Annotated in this window: 7 protein-coding genes, 1 tRNA gene and 1 riboswitch; of the genes, 4 read left to right on the top strand and 4 right to left on the bottom strand. The window is 64.1% G+C overall.

All coding sequences use genetic code 11. The annotated features are described in order from the left end of the window. Positions 1-89 precede the first annotated feature (89 nt). Positions 90-4,622, top strand: coding sequence for an ExeM/NucH family extracellular endonuclease (locus tag PYR64_RS01975; protein WP_275778004.1), 4,533 nt, complete (start codon positions 90-92; stop codon positions 4,620-4,622). A gap of 78 nt (positions 4,623-4,700) precedes the next feature. Here the strand turns inward: PYR64_RS01975 and cycA are convergent, their stop codons facing one another. Both cycA and PYR64_RS01965 read right to left on the bottom strand, forming a co-directional pair. Further along, the gene (gene cycA, locus PYR64_RS01970; protein WP_079581522.1) at positions 4,701-6,161 is read right to left on the bottom strand and encodes a D-serine/D-alanine/glycine transporter; all 1,461 of its coding nucleotides are present in this window, start codon (positions 6,159-6,161) and stop codon (positions 4,701-4,703) included. 146 nt (positions 6,162-6,307) lie between these two features. Next, a riboswitch (glycine riboswitch) is annotated at positions 6,308-6,406 on the bottom strand. Between the two features lie 75 nt (positions 6,407-6,481). Next, on the bottom strand, positions 6,482-8,419 hold the full coding sequence (locus PYR64_RS01965; RefSeq protein WP_275778002.1) for an FAD/NAD(P)-binding protein: 1,938 nt from the start codon (positions 8,417-8,419) through the stop codon (positions 6,482-6,484). Between the two features lie 60 nt (positions 8,420-8,479). Between PYR64_RS01965 and PYR64_RS01960 the strand changes: the two genes are divergently transcribed. Both PYR64_RS01960 and PYR64_RS01955 read left to right on the top strand, forming a co-directional pair. Continuing rightward, positions 8,480-10,747 carry a prolyl oligopeptidase family serine peptidase gene (locus PYR64_RS01960; protein ID WP_275778000.1) on the top strand — a complete coding sequence of 756 codons (2,268 nt, stop codon included), beginning with the start codon at positions 8,480-8,482 and terminating at the stop codon, positions 10,745-10,747. A 143-nt stretch (positions 10,748-10,890) separates the two neighbouring features. After that, positions 10,891-10,978 (top strand) — tRNA-Ser (locus PYR64_RS01955). Positions 10,979-11,125: 147 nt separating this feature from the next. Here PYR64_RS01955 and PYR64_RS01950 read toward each other — a convergent pair. Both PYR64_RS01950 and PYR64_RS01945 read right to left on the bottom strand, forming a co-directional pair. Further along, complete coding sequence (locus PYR64_RS01950; RefSeq protein WP_275777998.1) at positions 11,126-12,565, bottom strand: MFS transporter; 1,440 nt, start codon at positions 12,563-12,565, stop codon at positions 11,126-11,128. A 112-nt stretch (positions 12,566-12,677) separates the two neighbouring features. Continuing rightward, positions 12,678-14,843: a RecQ family ATP-dependent DNA helicase gene (locus tag PYR64_RS01945; RefSeq protein ID WP_275777996.1), complete on the bottom strand. Its 2,166-nt coding sequence runs from the start codon at positions 14,841-14,843 to the stop codon at positions 12,678-12,680. A 140-nt stretch (positions 14,844-14,983) separates the two neighbouring features. On the opposite strand from PYR64_RS01945, the gene PYR64_RS01940 reads away from it, so the two are divergent. Continuing rightward, complete coding sequence (locus PYR64_RS01940; protein WP_275777994.1) at positions 14,984-16,402, top strand: phosphomannomutase/phosphoglucomutase; 1,419 nt, start codon at positions 14,984-14,986, stop codon at positions 16,400-16,402. Positions 16,403-16,408 lie beyond the last annotated feature (6 nt).

Below are 16,408 nucleotides of genomic sequence, written 5' to 3'. Positions count from 1 at the left end.
GAGTAACTTCCGGGCATATCGCCCACTTCACAAGACAGCGGGCGTCGTCCACAGGGCCCCACAGGGCTCCCTAATGAAAGTTAGAGCGGATGCAACATCAATATTGGAAATCAGCTGCGGGAACGGTCCTGTCAGTCGGGTTGCTTGCAGCCCCGCTGACCGCGGCACCCGCCTTCGCGGCGGACGATCCGGCAGCACCCACCGGCACTTCGCCTGTGGTAATCAATGAGGCGTACCTCAGCGGCGGCAGTACCGGCGCCGCCTTCAAGAACAAGTTCGTGGAGCTCTACAACTCCTCGGACACTCCCGTCAGCCTGGCCGGATGGTCTCTGCAGTACAGATCAGCCACCGCCACTACGGCACCTACCGGCATCACTCCCTTGACGGGCAGCATCCCGGCCAAGGGCTACTACCTGGTTCAGGGAGCCACGAACAACGGCAGTTCCACGGCCCCGAACCTCCCAACGCCCGATGTGCAGGCAACCGGCACCCTCAATCCCAGCGGCACCACGGGAACCCTGGTCCTGGCCAAGCAAGCCAACGCGGTCTCACCGCTCCCTGCCGGCTCGGTCACCGGAAACCCCGCCATTGCCGACCTCCTTGGCTACGGCACCTCCAACACCTTCGAGACCGCCGCAGCCAGCGCACCTGCCGGCAACGCAGACGTCAAGAGCCTGAATCGAACCAACGGTGTGGACACCGACTCCAACGCCGCCGATTTCAGCCTCAGCACCACCATCACCCCGACAGGTTCCAACGGCGGAACCCCGCCCACGGACCCCGGTCCGCAGCCCGGCGTCAAGACCATCGCAGAGATCCAAGGCACCGGCACGGCAAGCCCGTTCGTAGGCAGCGCCGTCACGACGCGCGGCAAGGTCACGGCCGTCTACGCAACCGGCGGATTCAACGGCTACTACGTCCAGACCCCCGGAACCGGCGGCGACGCCGGCGGGGCGGCCAGGACGGCGTCGGACGCTTTGTTCGTCTACTCGCCTACGACGGCGGCAACGGTACAGCCGGGTGACTACCTGGAACTCACCGGAGCGGTGAGCGAATTCGCCAACCAGACCCAGATCACGGTCGAAGCCGCAGGCTTGAAGAAGCTCAGCGAGGCAGCGCCCGAGGTCAAGTCCACCCCGTTCTCCCTGCCGGCCAATGAAGCCGCCCGTGAGAGCCTGGAGGGCATGCTCGTCGCTCCGCAGGGCGAGTTCACCGTCACGGACAACTACTCCCTCAACCAGTACGGCGAGGTCGGCCTGGCGGCCGGCACATCACCACTGGTGCAGCCGACGGCAGTGGCCACTTACGGTTCGCCGGAGTACGCCGCTGTGGTTGCCGATAACGCCCTGCGGGCCATCAAGCTCGACGACGGCGCGTCCACGAACTTCCTCAAGGACGCCACCACCAAGGCACAACAACTGCCGTACCTGAGCACCTCTGATCCCGTGCGGGTCGGATCGCCGGCACAGTTCCGCACCGACGTGATCCTGGGCTACGGCAACAACTCCTGGAAATTCCAGCCGCTGGCCGCGCTGACCCCGGCCAACGCGGACTCAGTCCAGCCTGCGTCTTTCACCTCCACCCGGCCCGATGGTCCGGCCAACGTTGGTGGAAACCTTAAACTGGCGTCCTTCAACGTGCTCAATTACTTCCCCACCACCGGGGACCAGCTGAGCGGCTGCGTCTTCTACACCGACCGCGAGGGCAACCCGATTACGGTCAAGGAAGGCTGCAACGCCCGCGGAGCCGCCAACGCGGAGAACTTCGAGCGCCAGCAGGCCAAGATCGTAGCAGCCATCACCAAGTCCGGCGCGGACGTCATATCCCTTGAAGAGATCGAGAACTCGGCACAGTTCGGCAAGAGCCGCGACGATGCCCTGTCCAAGCTGGTTGACGCGCTCAACGTCAAGACTCCGGGTGTTTGGGACTACGTGCGGACTCCGGCCAACGCTCCCCCGCTGAGCGATGAGGACATGATCCGCACCGCGTTCATCTACAAGAAGGCCGCTGCCGAGCCCGTGGGCGAGTCCATCATCCACAACGACACCGTGGCCTTCGCAAGTGCCCGCAAGCCGCTGGCACAGGTATTCAAGCCGGTGGGCGCTGCCGACGACAAGAACTTCATAGCAATCGTGAACCACTTCAAGTCCAAGGGTTCCGCGGCCACCCCGGACGATACCGACAAGGGCCAGGGTGCCTCAAACATCGCCCGCACCAAGCAGGCCGAATCGTTGCTCGCCTTCTCCAAGGACCTGCAGGCTTCCAAGGGCACGGATAAGGTCTTCCTCATCGGTGACTTCAACGCCTACGCCAAGGAAGATCCCATCAACGTCCTGACGGGCGCCGGCTACACCGACCTTGAGGCCGGCACCGGCAAACACTCCTACCTGTTCGGTGGCATGGTGGGTTCGCTCGACCACATCCTCGCTTCCCCGGCGGCTGCGGAAAAAGTCACCGGGACCGACATCTGGAACATCAACTCCGTAGAGTCCGTCGCGCTGGAATACAGCAGGTATAACAACAACGTGACCAACTACTACGCCGCAGACGAATTCCGGGCCAGCGACCATGACCCCGTGGTGGTTGGACTGAACCTGACTCCCGACGCACCGGCCACCGTTGACCTGCAGTTCCTGGGCATCAACGACTTCCACGGCCGCATCGACACCAACACCGTGCTCTTCGCAGGAACCGTGGAGAAACTCCGTGCCGCTGCAGCACCGGGCGCAACGGCGTTCATCTCCGCTGGTGACAACATCGGCGCTTCCTTGTTCGCGTCGTCAGTGGCGAAGGACCAGCCCACCATCGACATCCTCAACGCGCTGGAGCTGCAGGCTTCCGCTGTGGGCAACCACGAGTTCGACGGCGGTTGGCAGGACTTGCGCGAGCGAGTCATCGCCGGAGGAACCAACGCGAAGTTCGCCTACTTGGGTGCGAACGTCTACCAGAAGGGCACCACCACCCCGGTCCTGCCGGAGTACAAGGTACTGGACATGAACGGGATGCGCGTGGCCGTGATCGGCACCGTCACCCAGGAAGTTCCCTCCTTGGTAACTCCGGCCGGAATTGCCGATCTTGAGTTCGGGGACCCCGTGGAAGCCATCAACCGGGTGGCGGCAAAAATCAAGGCTGAGAACCTGGCAGACCTGATCATTGTGGAGAACCACGACGGCGCCGCTTCCGGTACGCCCGAAGGCGCCACTTTGGAACAGGAAGTCGCAGCAGGCGGACCGTTCGCCAAACTGGTCAACGAAACCACTCCTGACGTCGCTGCCATCTTCACCGGCCACACGCACAAGGAGTACGCCTGGGACGCACCGGTCCTGGACGCCAACGGCCAGCCCACAGGCAAGACCCGGCCGATCGTGCAGACCGGCAACTACGGCGAAAACGTGGGCAGCGTGACGCTCACGGTAGACACCGCAAGCAAGTCCGTCACTGCCTACAAGGCCGCTGTGGTGGACCGGACGACCGATACCGCCGAGAGCCTCGTGGCCAGCTACCCGCGGGTGGCGGCAGTGAAGACCATCGTGGACAAGGCCCTTGCCCAGGCTGCCGAGATCGGCAACCAGCCGGTGGGTGCAGTGACCGCTGATATCACCACCGCTTTCACCCCGGACCCCGCCGGCGGGGCTCCCAAGCGTGACGACCGCGCGAGCGAGTCCACGCTGGGAAACCTGGTGGCGGACTCACTGGTGGACACGCTCAAGGCGCCTGAACTGGGCTCGGCGGAGATCGGCGTCGTAAATCCCGGCGGCCTGCGCAACGAGCTCTATTACGCACCAGACGGCACCATCACCTACGCCGAGGCCAACGCGGTGCTGCCGTTCGTGAACAACCTCTGGACTACGTCCCTGACCGGCACGCAGTTCAAGACACTTCTTGAACAGCAGTGGCAGACCAACCCGGACGGCACTGTTCCCAGCCGCCCGTACCAGCAGCTGGGTCTGTCCAAGAACGTCAACTACACCTACGACGCCGCCCGCCCTGCAGGTGACCGCATCACCGGCATCTGGGTAAACGGCGCCGTGATCGACCCCGCCAAGCTGTACAGGATCGGCACCTTCAGCTTCCTGGCAACCGGCGGTGACAACTTCCGGGTCTTCAAGGAAGGCAGCAACACCAAGGACACCGGCCTGGTGGACCGTGATGCGTGGATCAAGTACCTGCGCGAACACAACCCGGTGTCCCCGGACTTCGGGCGCCGTTCGGTTGCCGTCGCCAACTCGACGGCGGCCCAGGTTAAGGCCGGTGAGCCCATCACCCTGGCTGTTTCCAAGCTGAACCTGACGTCGATCGGCAGCCCGGCCAACGCCTCGCTGAACGCCGTCTTCGTGGACAGCAAGGGCGCCGCTGTGGCGCTCGGTTCCGTGCCGGTGACGGCAGGCGCGGCAACGGTGAACCTCAAGGTTCCCGCGGCGGCAGCTGCAGGTACCGGCACCCTGGTGCTGACCGCCGTCGAAAGTGGAACGGTGGTGAAGGCTCTGATCACTGTGGCGGACAGCGGACCGCAACCGCCCCAGTGCACCCCACCCACCAAGCCGTCCAAGTGGTACGACATCGCGGGCTGGCTGCGGTATGCCTTCGCCTGGTTGGACTACCAGAAGTGCTTGAGGGGCTGACCACTCCCGGCAAAAGCAACATAAGCAGGGCCCTCCACGCAGCCAGCGTGAAGGGCCCTGCTTTTGCGTTCGGGAAGCCTACTTGGTGGCCGGCTCCGGCACGGCCGTCCTCTCAGCATCCCGCTGCAATTCGGCCTGGAACTCCGCGTAGCGTGCCAGATGCGCGGGCCGGCGCCGAAGGATGATCCACGCGACCCCCAGAATCACAAACCACACGGGAGTGGCGAGCAAGGCAATCAGGGTGTCCGGCTGGGTGGTAAGGGCCCACAGCACGAAAGCGAAGAACGCGAACACCACCCACACCATCACCACGCCACCGGGCATCTTGAACGCTGACGACTCGTGCAGGTGTGGCCGGCGCTTCCTGAAGGCAAGGTAGCTGGCCAGGATGATCGACCAAACGAACACGAAGCACACCGCGGACACTGTGGTCACCATGTCGAAGGCCTTGCCAACGTCCTGGCCGGCGTACATGAGCACGACGCCGGACAGCAGCAGGACGCAGGACAGGAACAGGGCGTTGCGGGGTACTTTGCGTCCGGAGAGGGCGCCAAACACCTTGGGCGCGTCGCCCTCCTGGGCGAGACCAAACACCATGCGGGACGTGGAATAGATGCCGGAGTTGGCAGAGGACATGGCCGATGTCAGCACCACGAGGTTGACGATGGTGGCCGCTGCGCCGAGGCCTGCCAGGGAAAACATCGCGATAAACGGGCTGTGGCCGGCGGCGAACTGCGTCCACGGTGTGACGGACATGAGGATGATGAGGGCACCGACGTAGAACAGGAGAACCCGGATGGGGATCGAGTTGATGGCCTTGGGGAGGTTCTTCTCCGGGTCCTTGGCTTCGGCAGCGGTGGTGCCCACCAGTTCGATGCCCACGAATGCGAACACGGCGATCTGGAAACCGGCCACGAAGCCCATGAACTCGTTCGGGAAGAAGCCGCCATGGCTCCACAGGTTGGAGAAACCGGCCGGACCGGCGTCGGACTCGAAGCCGCTGAAGATCATGAACAGGCCAACAATGATGAGCGCAGCGATGGCCACGATCTTGATGAGCGCGAACCAGAACTCCGTCTCACCGAAGGCCTTCACGGTGGCCAGGTTCAGGAGCAGGAGAATGCCGATGGTGATGAGTCCCGGAACCCACAAGGGCAGGGAAGGCCACAATTCCTTGGAATAGCCGGCGATGGCGATCACGTCGGCGATCCCGGTAATGACCCAGCAGAACCAGTAGGTCCAGCCGGTGAAGAACCCGGCCCAAGGGCCCAGGAGGTCCGCGGCGAAATCGCTGAAGGACTTGTAGTTCAGGTTGCTGAGGAGCAGTTCGCCCATGGCACGCATGACGAAGAACAGCATGAAGCCGATGATCATGTACACAAAAATGACGGATGGGCCGGCTGCGGAAATGGTCTTTCCCGAGCCCATGAAAAGGCCGGTGCCAATCGCTCCACCGATGGCTATGAGCTGGATGTGGCGGTTGCTGAGCTGGCGTTCGAGATGGGGTGAACCGGCACTCGCGGAAGGATGAATCGTCAAAGGAACTCCGTCGTTCAGGCGGCACAAGGTGCCGCATTGATTCGGGTTCCTCCCCGCTCTGTACGTGGACCTGAGAGTTTCCGCGGGCATGGGCCTGCTTGCACCTTCGGTGAGTCCGGTATGGCCGGACTGCTTTCCAGAGTTGCCTCGCCGCGGCGGTACATGGGCCTGAGAGATTCCTGGGGAGGGTTTGCTCCTACGGCGCCTGACGGGATGTACCGGCAGGACTCTCCCGCCGCAGATCAAAAGCGCGCACACCCTTGCGGGTGATGCAGCTCACACAGTAACGAAGGCTGGCAGGCAACGCAAGCCTGTGACGGCTAGAGGCCCAGGATGCTGCGGGCGATCTCGTCAGCGTCGCGCAAGGTCCGCTGGCCGCTGGCATAGGCCCGCCCGGAGCGGGGACGGGCTTCGGCGGCAATGGCATTGCCCCACTGCGACGCGGACAACTGCAAGCCCAGAACGTACATGTTTTCCGTGATGGATCCGTTGGCGGCAATGGGACGGTAAGGATGCGGCTCAACGTCCAGGCCGGTGGTTTGCATGGGCGTCCCCTCCACACTCATCATGATCTTGGTCCGCACCAGGCCGTCGGCCATGAGCTGTTCGAGCAGCGGAGAAATGTTGATGCCCACCCTGTTGGCGGGTGACATCGCTTCGATCAGGGTGCGTGCTTCAGCGGGCCCCTCGTGGACCCAGGGTGACGCCGCCCGGAACACTTTGGCGCCACGATCGACGCTGAACTTGGGGTCCGGTCCCACAAAACTCACGACGCCGGCACGCGCCAAGGCGGCCAGCTGCTCCGAACGCAGCGCAGGAGGTCCGCTGGCCAACCCTTCGACAAACGACTCGAACCAGCCGCGCAGCCCTGCCAGCCAGGACTCGTCGGTGATGCCGCCGTCGGCTACAACGGTCTTGAGGATGGCACGGCCGGTGTGGAGCGCGCCGATGGCCATCTTCACGGGGTCCGATTCGCCCAGCGCCGAACGCCGCGCGTCGTCGTCCAGGTACGCGGTGATCGCAGCATCCAGGTCACGCCGTGACGCGAACGTCCGGCCTGCCAACGGCGCCGCGAGCCCGCGCAGGTTCAAACGCCGTGATGCCGCCACATGCTTTTCAACCAGGACCTCCACGTCGCTTTCCCAGTTTGCCGTGGTGTGGGCATGAGGTTGGAGCGCGTCTTCGAGGTCGGCCAGGAACTGCGCCGGGTCCTTGATCGCGGCCGGCTGGGACCGGGCCAGCGTCGAATAGTAGGCCCACAGCGCGTCCCGGTGCAGCAAGGGCCACAGGTCATGGTCGAAGCCGGGCTGGATGCCTGCGGCCCGGAACCGGTCCACTGCGTCCTCGGTCAGGTAGCGCATGGTGATGCTGCGCGGGTAATAGCCCTCCAAACCGGCCTTCGCCCGGTACGGCGTTCCCCTGCGTGACGCGGCGATGATCCTGGGCTCCCGGCCCGAGGCCCGGTACTCCAACACCCCGGCACCGGGCGTTCCGGCTTCAAGGAACTTGCCGCCGCGGCCTTCAGTCAGCTGGCCCATCACATCAAAGAAGTTCAAGCCCATGCCGCGGACAAGAACCGGCTCATTGTCCGGCACAACCTGCCAGTCAACGTCGGCGGGCGGTGCCGGCGGGAAGTACAGCAGGCCCAACTCGTCAGCTGCGCGCTTGAATGATTTCTGCTCCGGATTCAGCCGTGACTCGATGTGCCCCAGAGCCAGCACCACCGAATCGACGGTGAGCGTGCCGCCGTCGGCCAGTTCGACGTCGAACATCCCGTCCGCGGGCCGCGCCGCAACGACGAGCGTTTCATGGAAGGTGACTTCCACGCCGTCGGGCTTCCGCTCCAGCAACCCGGCCAGGGTTTGGCGCAGGTACCGCCCGTACAGCGCACGGCTGGGGAAATCGTGGGACTCGAGCGTGGCCAGCTCTGCCTTTTCGGCGTCGTTCAGCCCGGCACCGTCGCGACGCCGGGCCTCGCGCCACTGGTCGAAGGAACCACCCGCCAACGGTGCCGCCAATCCGGAATCCTCGGGGATGAGGGTGGGATAGAACGACTGGGTGTTCATCAGGTAGAGGCGCGACTGTTCCGGCTGCCACACGTGTCCGGAGCCGGCGGGGTACGGATCCACCACATGGATCTGCAGGGTGGCGCCTTCAGCTCTCTTCGCAGCCCAATTCGCGAGCAACCGTTCGAGGACACTGGTGCCCCGAGGGCCTGCCCCCACAAGGGCAACACGGTTGATTTGGGATTTAGCCACGCTCCAGCCTAACTTCTGCGTGACTTGCTTACCGTCGAAGTGTGTTGCTTGGATGGGGCGATGACCACCACAGAAGCTGATCCGTCGCCACTTTCCGGGAATGACACCGCGCCGGCCTCCGGACCGCGCCACGCGGCGGAGTCCGCACCTGAGCCCACGGATGAAAACGCCTGGCTTGAGGACATCCACGGCGAAGAGCAGTTGGCCTGGGTCAGGGAACAGAACGCCCGCACCGAGGAACTGCTCGAAGACGCCGATTACGCGGCGGTCGAGTCCGGCATCCTGGAAGTCCTGGACTCCACGGACCGGATCGCCATGGTCAACAAACGCGGCGATTTCTACTACAACTTCTGGAAGGACCAGGAGCACCCCAAGGGCCTTTGGCGCCGCACCACCTGGGAGAGCTACCTCACCGAGGATCCCGAGTGGGATGTACTGCTCGACGTCGATGCCCTTGCCGCTGCTGAAGGTGTTGAGTGGGTGTTCCACGGTGCCGGTTTCCTCCGTCCTTCGGACGGCGCGGAGTACCGCTTTGCCATGGTTTCGCTCTCCCCCGACGGGGGCGACGCCGACCGCCACCGCGAGTTCGACGTCGAAACGCGAACCTTCGTGGACCCGGCAGCAGGTGGCTTCGACATTCCCACAGCCAAAGGCAACATCAGCTGGTTGGATGCCGACACCCTTCTCGTGTCCAGCACAGCTGAAGGCTTGCCCGCCACGTCGTCCTCCTATGCGCGGACCGGCGTCAAGCTTCGCCGCGGGCAGTCGCTCGCGGACGCTGAGCGCCTGTTCGAAATTCCGGAGAACCACATGCTGGCCATGGTGGCGCACGATTCCACGCCCGGTTTCAAGCGGACCTTCGCCGTTGACTACATCGACTTCTACAACCGCAGTACGTGGCTGCTGCGCGACGACTCGTGGGTGGCCATTGACGTGCCCACCGATGTCAACATCAGCGTCCACCGCGATTGGCTGCTTTTCCGCCCCCAGGGCGACTGGGAAGCAGCGGGGGTCACGTACCCGGCCGGCTCCCTGCTGGCCGCAGATTTCGAAAGCTACCTGGCTGGCCCGGCTAAGTTGCTGGTCCTGTTCACCCCTGATGCGCACACGTCATTGCAGTCCTGGAGCTGGACCAAGGATTACCTGCTGCTGAACCTCCTCCGGGACGTCTCCTCCGAGATCAGGGTCCTGGATCCGTCGGCTGTTGACGCCTCAGGCTCGTGGGCCTCCACCGTCCTGGACGCCTGCCCTCCCCTGCATGACGTCAATGCCTACGCCGTGGATGATGAGGACGTCTCCGACTCCGGCGCCGGGAACGACTTCTGGTTGGTGGCCACAGGCTTCACGACACCCACCACTTTGACCCGGGGTACGCTTTCGCCTGCAGCAGCGCAGGACACGGCCGACGGTGACGTGGCTGACGGTGGCGTGGTGAGCCGGCACACCGAGGTGAAGCGGTCGCCGTCGTTCTTCAACGAAGCCGCCTACGAGGTCCAGCAGCACTTCGCGGTTTCCTTGGATGGCACCAAGGTTCCGTACTTCCAGGTGGCCTCCAAGGACCTGGTACTGGACGGGGAGAACCCCACCCAGCTCTCCGGCTACGGCGGGTTCGAAGTTTCCCGTACCCCGGCGTACAGCGGGACGATCGGGCGCGCCTGGCTGGAGCGCCGTACTGCGGGCATAGCGTCCGACGACGGGGCTGCCGCCCACTCACGCGGCGGCGTGTACGTGGTTGCCAACATCCGCGGCGGCGGGGAGTATGGCCCCTCGTGGCACCGTGCAGCACTCCAGGAGAACCGTCACCGTGCCTACGAGGACTTCGCCGCAGTAGCCAAGGACCTGATCTCGCGTGGCGTGACCAGTCGTCGTCGCTTGGGCTGCGTGGGCGGCTCCAATGGTGGCCTGCTGGTGGGCAACATGCTGACCCAGTACCCGGAACTGTTTGGCGCTGTCTCCTGCGGTGTGCCCCTCCTGGACATGCGCCGGTACACCAAGCTCTCGGCGGGCTACTCCTGGATTGCCGAGTACGGTGACCCGGATGTGCCGGAACAATGGGATTTCATCCGGACTTTCTCGCCGTACCACCTGCTTCGGGACGGCGTGGAGTACCCCGAAACCTTCATCTGGACAGCAACCTCTGACGACCGGGTGGGGCCGGTGCAGGCCCGGAAGATGGCGGCACGGATGCAGGCCATGGGGATTCCGAACGTCTGGTTCCACGAAGCCCTCGAAGGTGGGCACGCGGGAGCCTCGGACAACCGGCAGGCTGCAGCACTGCAGGCACGGAGCAACCACTTCCTGTGGGTTTCCCTGGCCGGAAGCAACTGACGCCTGTTTCGATGGTTCCCTGCGCACAAGGCCACGCGCACGGCACGAATAGCAGCGGAACATCGAAACGGACACCCGGCTCTGGCGTGTTTTGCGCTGGACGGCAGGTTCTGCGTATCCTTGGTGGGCTAGCAATAGCAAAGGGAGACGTGCCAGAGCGGCCGAATGGGCTTCACTGCTAATGAAGTGTGGGGCACAACTCCACCGGGGGTTCAAATCCCCCCGTCTCCGCGAACAGGCCCCGGTTTTCGAACCGGGGCCTTTTGCGTTTAAGCGAGCCAATGGCCGTGGCAGCGCCAGTGGCGGCGGCCGTGGCAGCGCCAGTGTCAGCGCCCGTGGCAGCGCCAGCGACCAAGCCGGGACGCCCGCCGGCAGGGTTCAGGCGCGCTTTGCCCCGGCTGAGGTACCGCTGACCTCGGCTCCTGCGTGACGGTGGAGGGTCAGGCTGTCCACCGTACTGATGAGCATCAGGACGGCCATGGCGATGAAAGCACCCTTGTATGCCCCCACCTGGTCCGTCCCGAAAAGACCCGTGGCTTCGAAGAGGCGCAGGAACAAAGCTCCCACCGCGATCCCGGCCGCGGCTGCCAACTGAACGAGGGTTGCCGAGATGGCGTTGGCCGAGGGCAGCTGCCCCGGGACGATGTCCGCATATTGCACCGAAGCGTAGGCGGAAAAACCGATGGAGCGGAAGGCGCCGCTGAACAGCAGCAAAGCGAAAATCAGCGGTTCCGGTGTTTGGGCGTCAAGGAACGCGCACAAAGCGAACGTTACGGCGGAAGCGAACGACGCGAAGACAAGCACGGCTTTGAACCCGAAGCGCCTGATCAGTGGCGTGGTGGCAGGTTTGATCCCGATATTGCCGACGAAGACTGCCGCCACCATGACGCCGGCCTTCAGCGGGTCCCAGCCGAATCCATCCTGGAACATCAGGGGCAACAAGAAGGGGACCGAACTGATGGTCAGCCGGTAGATGAAGCCACCGGTTGAGGTCGCCCGGAAAGTCCTGGTACCGAAGACGCTGAGGTTGAAGAGTGGTACTTTCGCTTTCCCCATCCACCAGACCGCCCCTGCCAAGGACAGCACTCCGGCGGTTACCACCACTACAGCGAGGACGTTGGATGCATGGCCGCCCAAGGTTTCCAGCCCCACCACCAACGCCCCGACGCCAAGGGTGGTCAGCATCAGCCCGAACCAGTCAAGGCGGCGCTTTCCATCGAATTGCGTCCGAGGCACCAGCCGAAGTGCAGCGATGAAGGCTGCCAGGCCCAGCGGGACGTTGATGAGGAAGATCCAATGCCATGAAAGGAACGTTGTGAGGGCGCCACCGACCATCGGCGCAAGTACCGGTGCGAGGAGCCCGGGCCAGACCAGATAGGCCGTTGCCCGGAGGAGCTCGGATTTCGGCGTACCCCGCAGGACCACCAGTGTCCCGACAGGAACCATCATGGCCCCGCCCATCCCTTGGGCCACCCGGCTGAGTGTGAGCATGGTCAGGTCGGTGCTCACGGCGCAGAGCAGGGAAGCAATGGTGAAAACGGCTATGGCCAGGCAGAAGATCCGGCGAGCGCCGAACCGTTCAGCGAGCCAACTGCTCAGTGGGATTCCCATCGCGACCGTCACCAAGTAGGCCGTCATGGTGATGTTGATGTCGGCCGGTGCGACTCGGAAGTCGGACGCAATGCTCGGAATAGCGGTGGTCAGGATAGTCCCGTCAAGGAACTCCATGAAAAACGTCGCGGCCACCAACAAGGCCAAGCGGGGGCGCCAACTGGTCTCGCTGGCTTCTTCGATGCCTGCGCTGGGTCTTGTGGTCATGGCTCCGGTCCAAGTTCGTCGCTGGTGCTCCACGAAGGCAGCAGGGGGCGTTTCCTCGATCCTATAGACCAGGTGTGGGAGCGATCACAAAATGACGCTTTCCTACCTTCCGCTACCCCGCTTGCGCCAATGCAAGTGGGAGGACCGCTGCTACGCCTGCCTGCCGCAAAGCCCGCGCCGATACCGTCATCGTCCAGCGGCTGTCGACCAGATCGTCCACCAACAACACAGGCTGGCTCCCGATATCGGCCAGGGCCTGGGAAAGTTCAGGCCCGACCACCAGCCGGTCCCACACACCGGCGAGCCTGTAGGCGCTATTGCCGCCACGCGCGCCGGTTGGACCACCGTGAGCGGGCTGGAGCTGCCCCAGGTACGGCATTCTGCCTATTCCGGCTATCCCCTGGGCCAGGGAATCCACGAGTTGCGGTTTGCTTCGCGACGGGATGCTGACGACGGCCACCGGGCGTCCGACGCCGCTCCACGGCGTTCCACCCTCGGCGCCTGACCACTCCCTCAGGACCTGCACGCATGCCTGCAGCATCCCCTGATCTACGGCCCGGTCCGGCGCGCCAGCAGCAAACAGTTCGCGGAGGGCGCCACCCCAGCCCAGGTCTGTCAGCCTGGCCAGCACACGTCCCTCGGCAACGCTTTCGTCGGGCTTGATCTTTCCCTTGACCGCAACACCGAGCCGGTCCATTCCGCTGGGCCATTGAAGGCGCGGCTCAATGGCGATTCCTGCCCGGCGAAGAGTCTGGCCTGCCGCTTCCACCGCCGATTCCGCCACTTCCACGGGGAACCATCGGCCCGCACAGTTGTCACAACGTCCACAGGCGGCAGCAGTTTCATCATCGAGCACCGAGGTGATGTACTCCATCCGGCAACCGGCCGTGTCCTGGTAGACCACCATGGAATCCTGCTCATCCACCCGCGCCTCGGCAATGCGCGCATAGCGTTCGGCGTCGTAATTCCACGGCCGGCCGGTTGACCGCCAACCGCCGCCAACGCGCTCGACGGCGCCATCCACCGCCAAAACCTTCAAGAGCAATTCCAGTGGCGTCCGGCGAAGGTCCACGCGGGCTTCCAATGCGACGGTGGACATGGCTGTGCCGGCGTCGCCGAGGACAGCCAGCACGGCAGCTGCCTTCTCCTCGGACGGCATGGATGCTGTAGCGAAGTATTGCCAGATCTCACGGTCTTCCGACCCAGGAAGGAGCAGTACATCGGCATTGGCGGCGCCACGGCCCGCGCGGCCGACTTGCTGGTAGTAGGCGACCGGTGATGATGGCGCCCCAAGGTGGATCACGAAGCCGAGGTCGGGTTTGTCGAAGCCCATGCCCAGGGCAGAGGTTGCCACCAGCGCCTTCACCTGATTGTCCTTGAGCAGTTGCTCTGCCCGCTCCCGGTCAGCGGGATCGGTCCTGCCTGTGTAAGAGAGCACGTTGTGTCCGGCTCCGGCAAGCAACCGCGCAGTGTCCTCGGCCGCAGAGACGGTGAGCGTATAAATGATGCCGCTCCCCGGCATGTCTGCAAGGTGGGTCAGCAGCCAGCCCAGCCGGTCCTTGGAGTCGGAGAGATTAAGGACCCCAAGACGCAGCGACTCCCGCCCCAAGCCCCCGCGGATGGTCAGCACTCCTGCGCCGAGCTGCTCTTCAATGTCATGGACCACCCTGGAGTTGGCAGTAGCAGTGGTTGCCAGGACTGGAACGGTCTCCGGCAACTGGGCGATGAGGTCGGAGATGCGGCGGTAATCGGGCCGGAAGTCGTGTCCCCAGTCGGAAATACAGTGGGCTTCGTCGATCACCAGAAGCCCTGTCCTCCGGATAAGCTCCGGAAGCTGGTTCTCACGGAAGGACGGATTGGTCAGGCGCTCGGGAGACACGAGGAGAACGTCGACCTCGTCTGCCGCCAACTGGGCCAGGACTGTGTCCCATTCAAGGGCGTTGGCGGAATTGATGGCCACAGCACGGACACCTGCACGCGCAGCGGCGGCCACCTGGTCACGCATGAGCGCCAGCAGGGGTGAGACGATCAGGGTCGGTCCGGCTCCCCTGCGGCGCAAGAGCAAGGATGAAACGAAGTAGACGGCGGACTTTCCCCAGCCGGTACGCTGGACCACTAGCGCCCTTCGGCCGGCATCCACCAAAGCCTCGATCGCTTCGAACTGGCCATCGTGGAACTGCGCCTCAGGGTGGCCTACAAGTTCGCGAAGGCAAGCCAGTGCCTCCTGCTGGGTTGTCGATTGCACGGGAGCGGCAGTATTTGGGGAGTTGTTGGCCATGACCCCAGTATTCCAGTCGCCCCTGACAGCAAGACCGGAGCAGATCAGCTATGTGGATAAACAGCCAGTGGATGACTGCTATCCACATGGGGAGGCCCCCGGTTCATGCCGTGCTGGGTAGCCACAGTAGGATTGAGCCCGTGACTAGCGAGCAGAACAAGACATTCGACCTCTCGGCATCCTTCAAGGCGTACGACGTCCGGGGGATCGTGGGTGAATCCATCACGTCTGAAATCGTCGAGGCAGTCGGCGCTGCCTTCATCGACGTCCTGGGCCTTGAGGGCGAAACTGTCCTGGTCGGTGGCGACATGCGTCCTTCGTCACCGGAGTTCAGCCAGGCCTTCGCCAACGGCGCGGCCACGCGTGGGGCCAATGTACAACTCCTGGACCTGATCTCCACCGATGAGCTCTACTACGCATGCGGCGCCCTGAATGCAGCCGGCGCCACGTTCACCGCCAGCCACAACCCCGCCGAATACAACGGCATCAAGATGGCCAAGGCCGGCGCCCAACCCATTTCTTCCGAAAGCGGATTGAAAGAGATCCAGGCACTCGCGGAGCAGTACCTGAACGCAGGCACCATCCCGTCCGCAGCGACGCGCGGCGAGATCGGTGTCCATGATGTCTTGAAGGACTACTCCGAGTACCTGCGCAAGCTGGTGGACCTTTCCGGTTCCCGGCCGCTGAAGATCGTGGTCGACGCCGGCAACGGCATGGCCGGCCTCACCACCCCTGCCGTCCTGGGAGACAAGTTGCTCCCGGCCCTGCCCTTCGAGATCATCCCGCTCTACTTCGAACTGGACGGTTCCTTCCCGAACCACCCCGCCAACCCGCTGGAACCGGAAAACCTCCGCGATCTCCAGGCGGCGGTCGTCAAACACGGCGCGGACATCGGTCTGGCGTTCGACGGCGACGCCGACCGCTGCTTCGTGATCGACGAAAAGGGCGAGCCCGTGTCCCCGTCGGCCATCACTGGCATGGTTGCCCGCCGCGAGATCGCCCGGGCACGGAAGGCCGGGGAAGAAACTCCAGTCATCATCCACAATCTCCTGACCTCAAAGGCCGTTCCCGAACTCGTGGCAAAGGACGGCGGCCGTGCCGTCCGGACCCGTGTGGGGCACTCCTTCATCAAGGCCGTCATGGCGAAGGAAGGTGCGGTCTTCGGCGGGGAGCACTCCGCGCACTTCTACTTCAGGGACTTCTGGAACGCAGACACCGGCATGCTCGCAGCCATGCACGTACTCGCTGCCCTCGGCGAGCAGGACGGCCCGCTGTCCGAACTCGGCCGCCAATACGAACCCTACGTTTCGTCGGGCGAAATCAACTCCGAGATCGAAAACAAAGCCGGCGCCGTAGAGCGTGTCCGCGTGGACTTCGAAAGCGAAGACATCGAGATCGACCACATGGACGGCAGCACCTTCACCGCGAAGGACGGCAGCTGGTGGTTCAACCTCCGCCCGTCCAACACCGAGCCCTTCCTGCGGTTGAACGCCGAGGCCAAGGACCAGCCCACCATGGAGAAGATCCGCGACCGCGTTCTTGCCTTGGTCCGGGGCTAGGCCTGC

It is taken from the genome of Paenarthrobacter sp. Y-19 (assembly GCF_029223985.1).
Taxonomy (GTDB): Bacteria; Actinomycetota; Actinomycetes; order Actinomycetales; family Micrococcaceae; genus Arthrobacter; species Arthrobacter nicotinovorans.
This window is presented reverse-complemented; position numbering and strand designations above follow the sequence as displayed.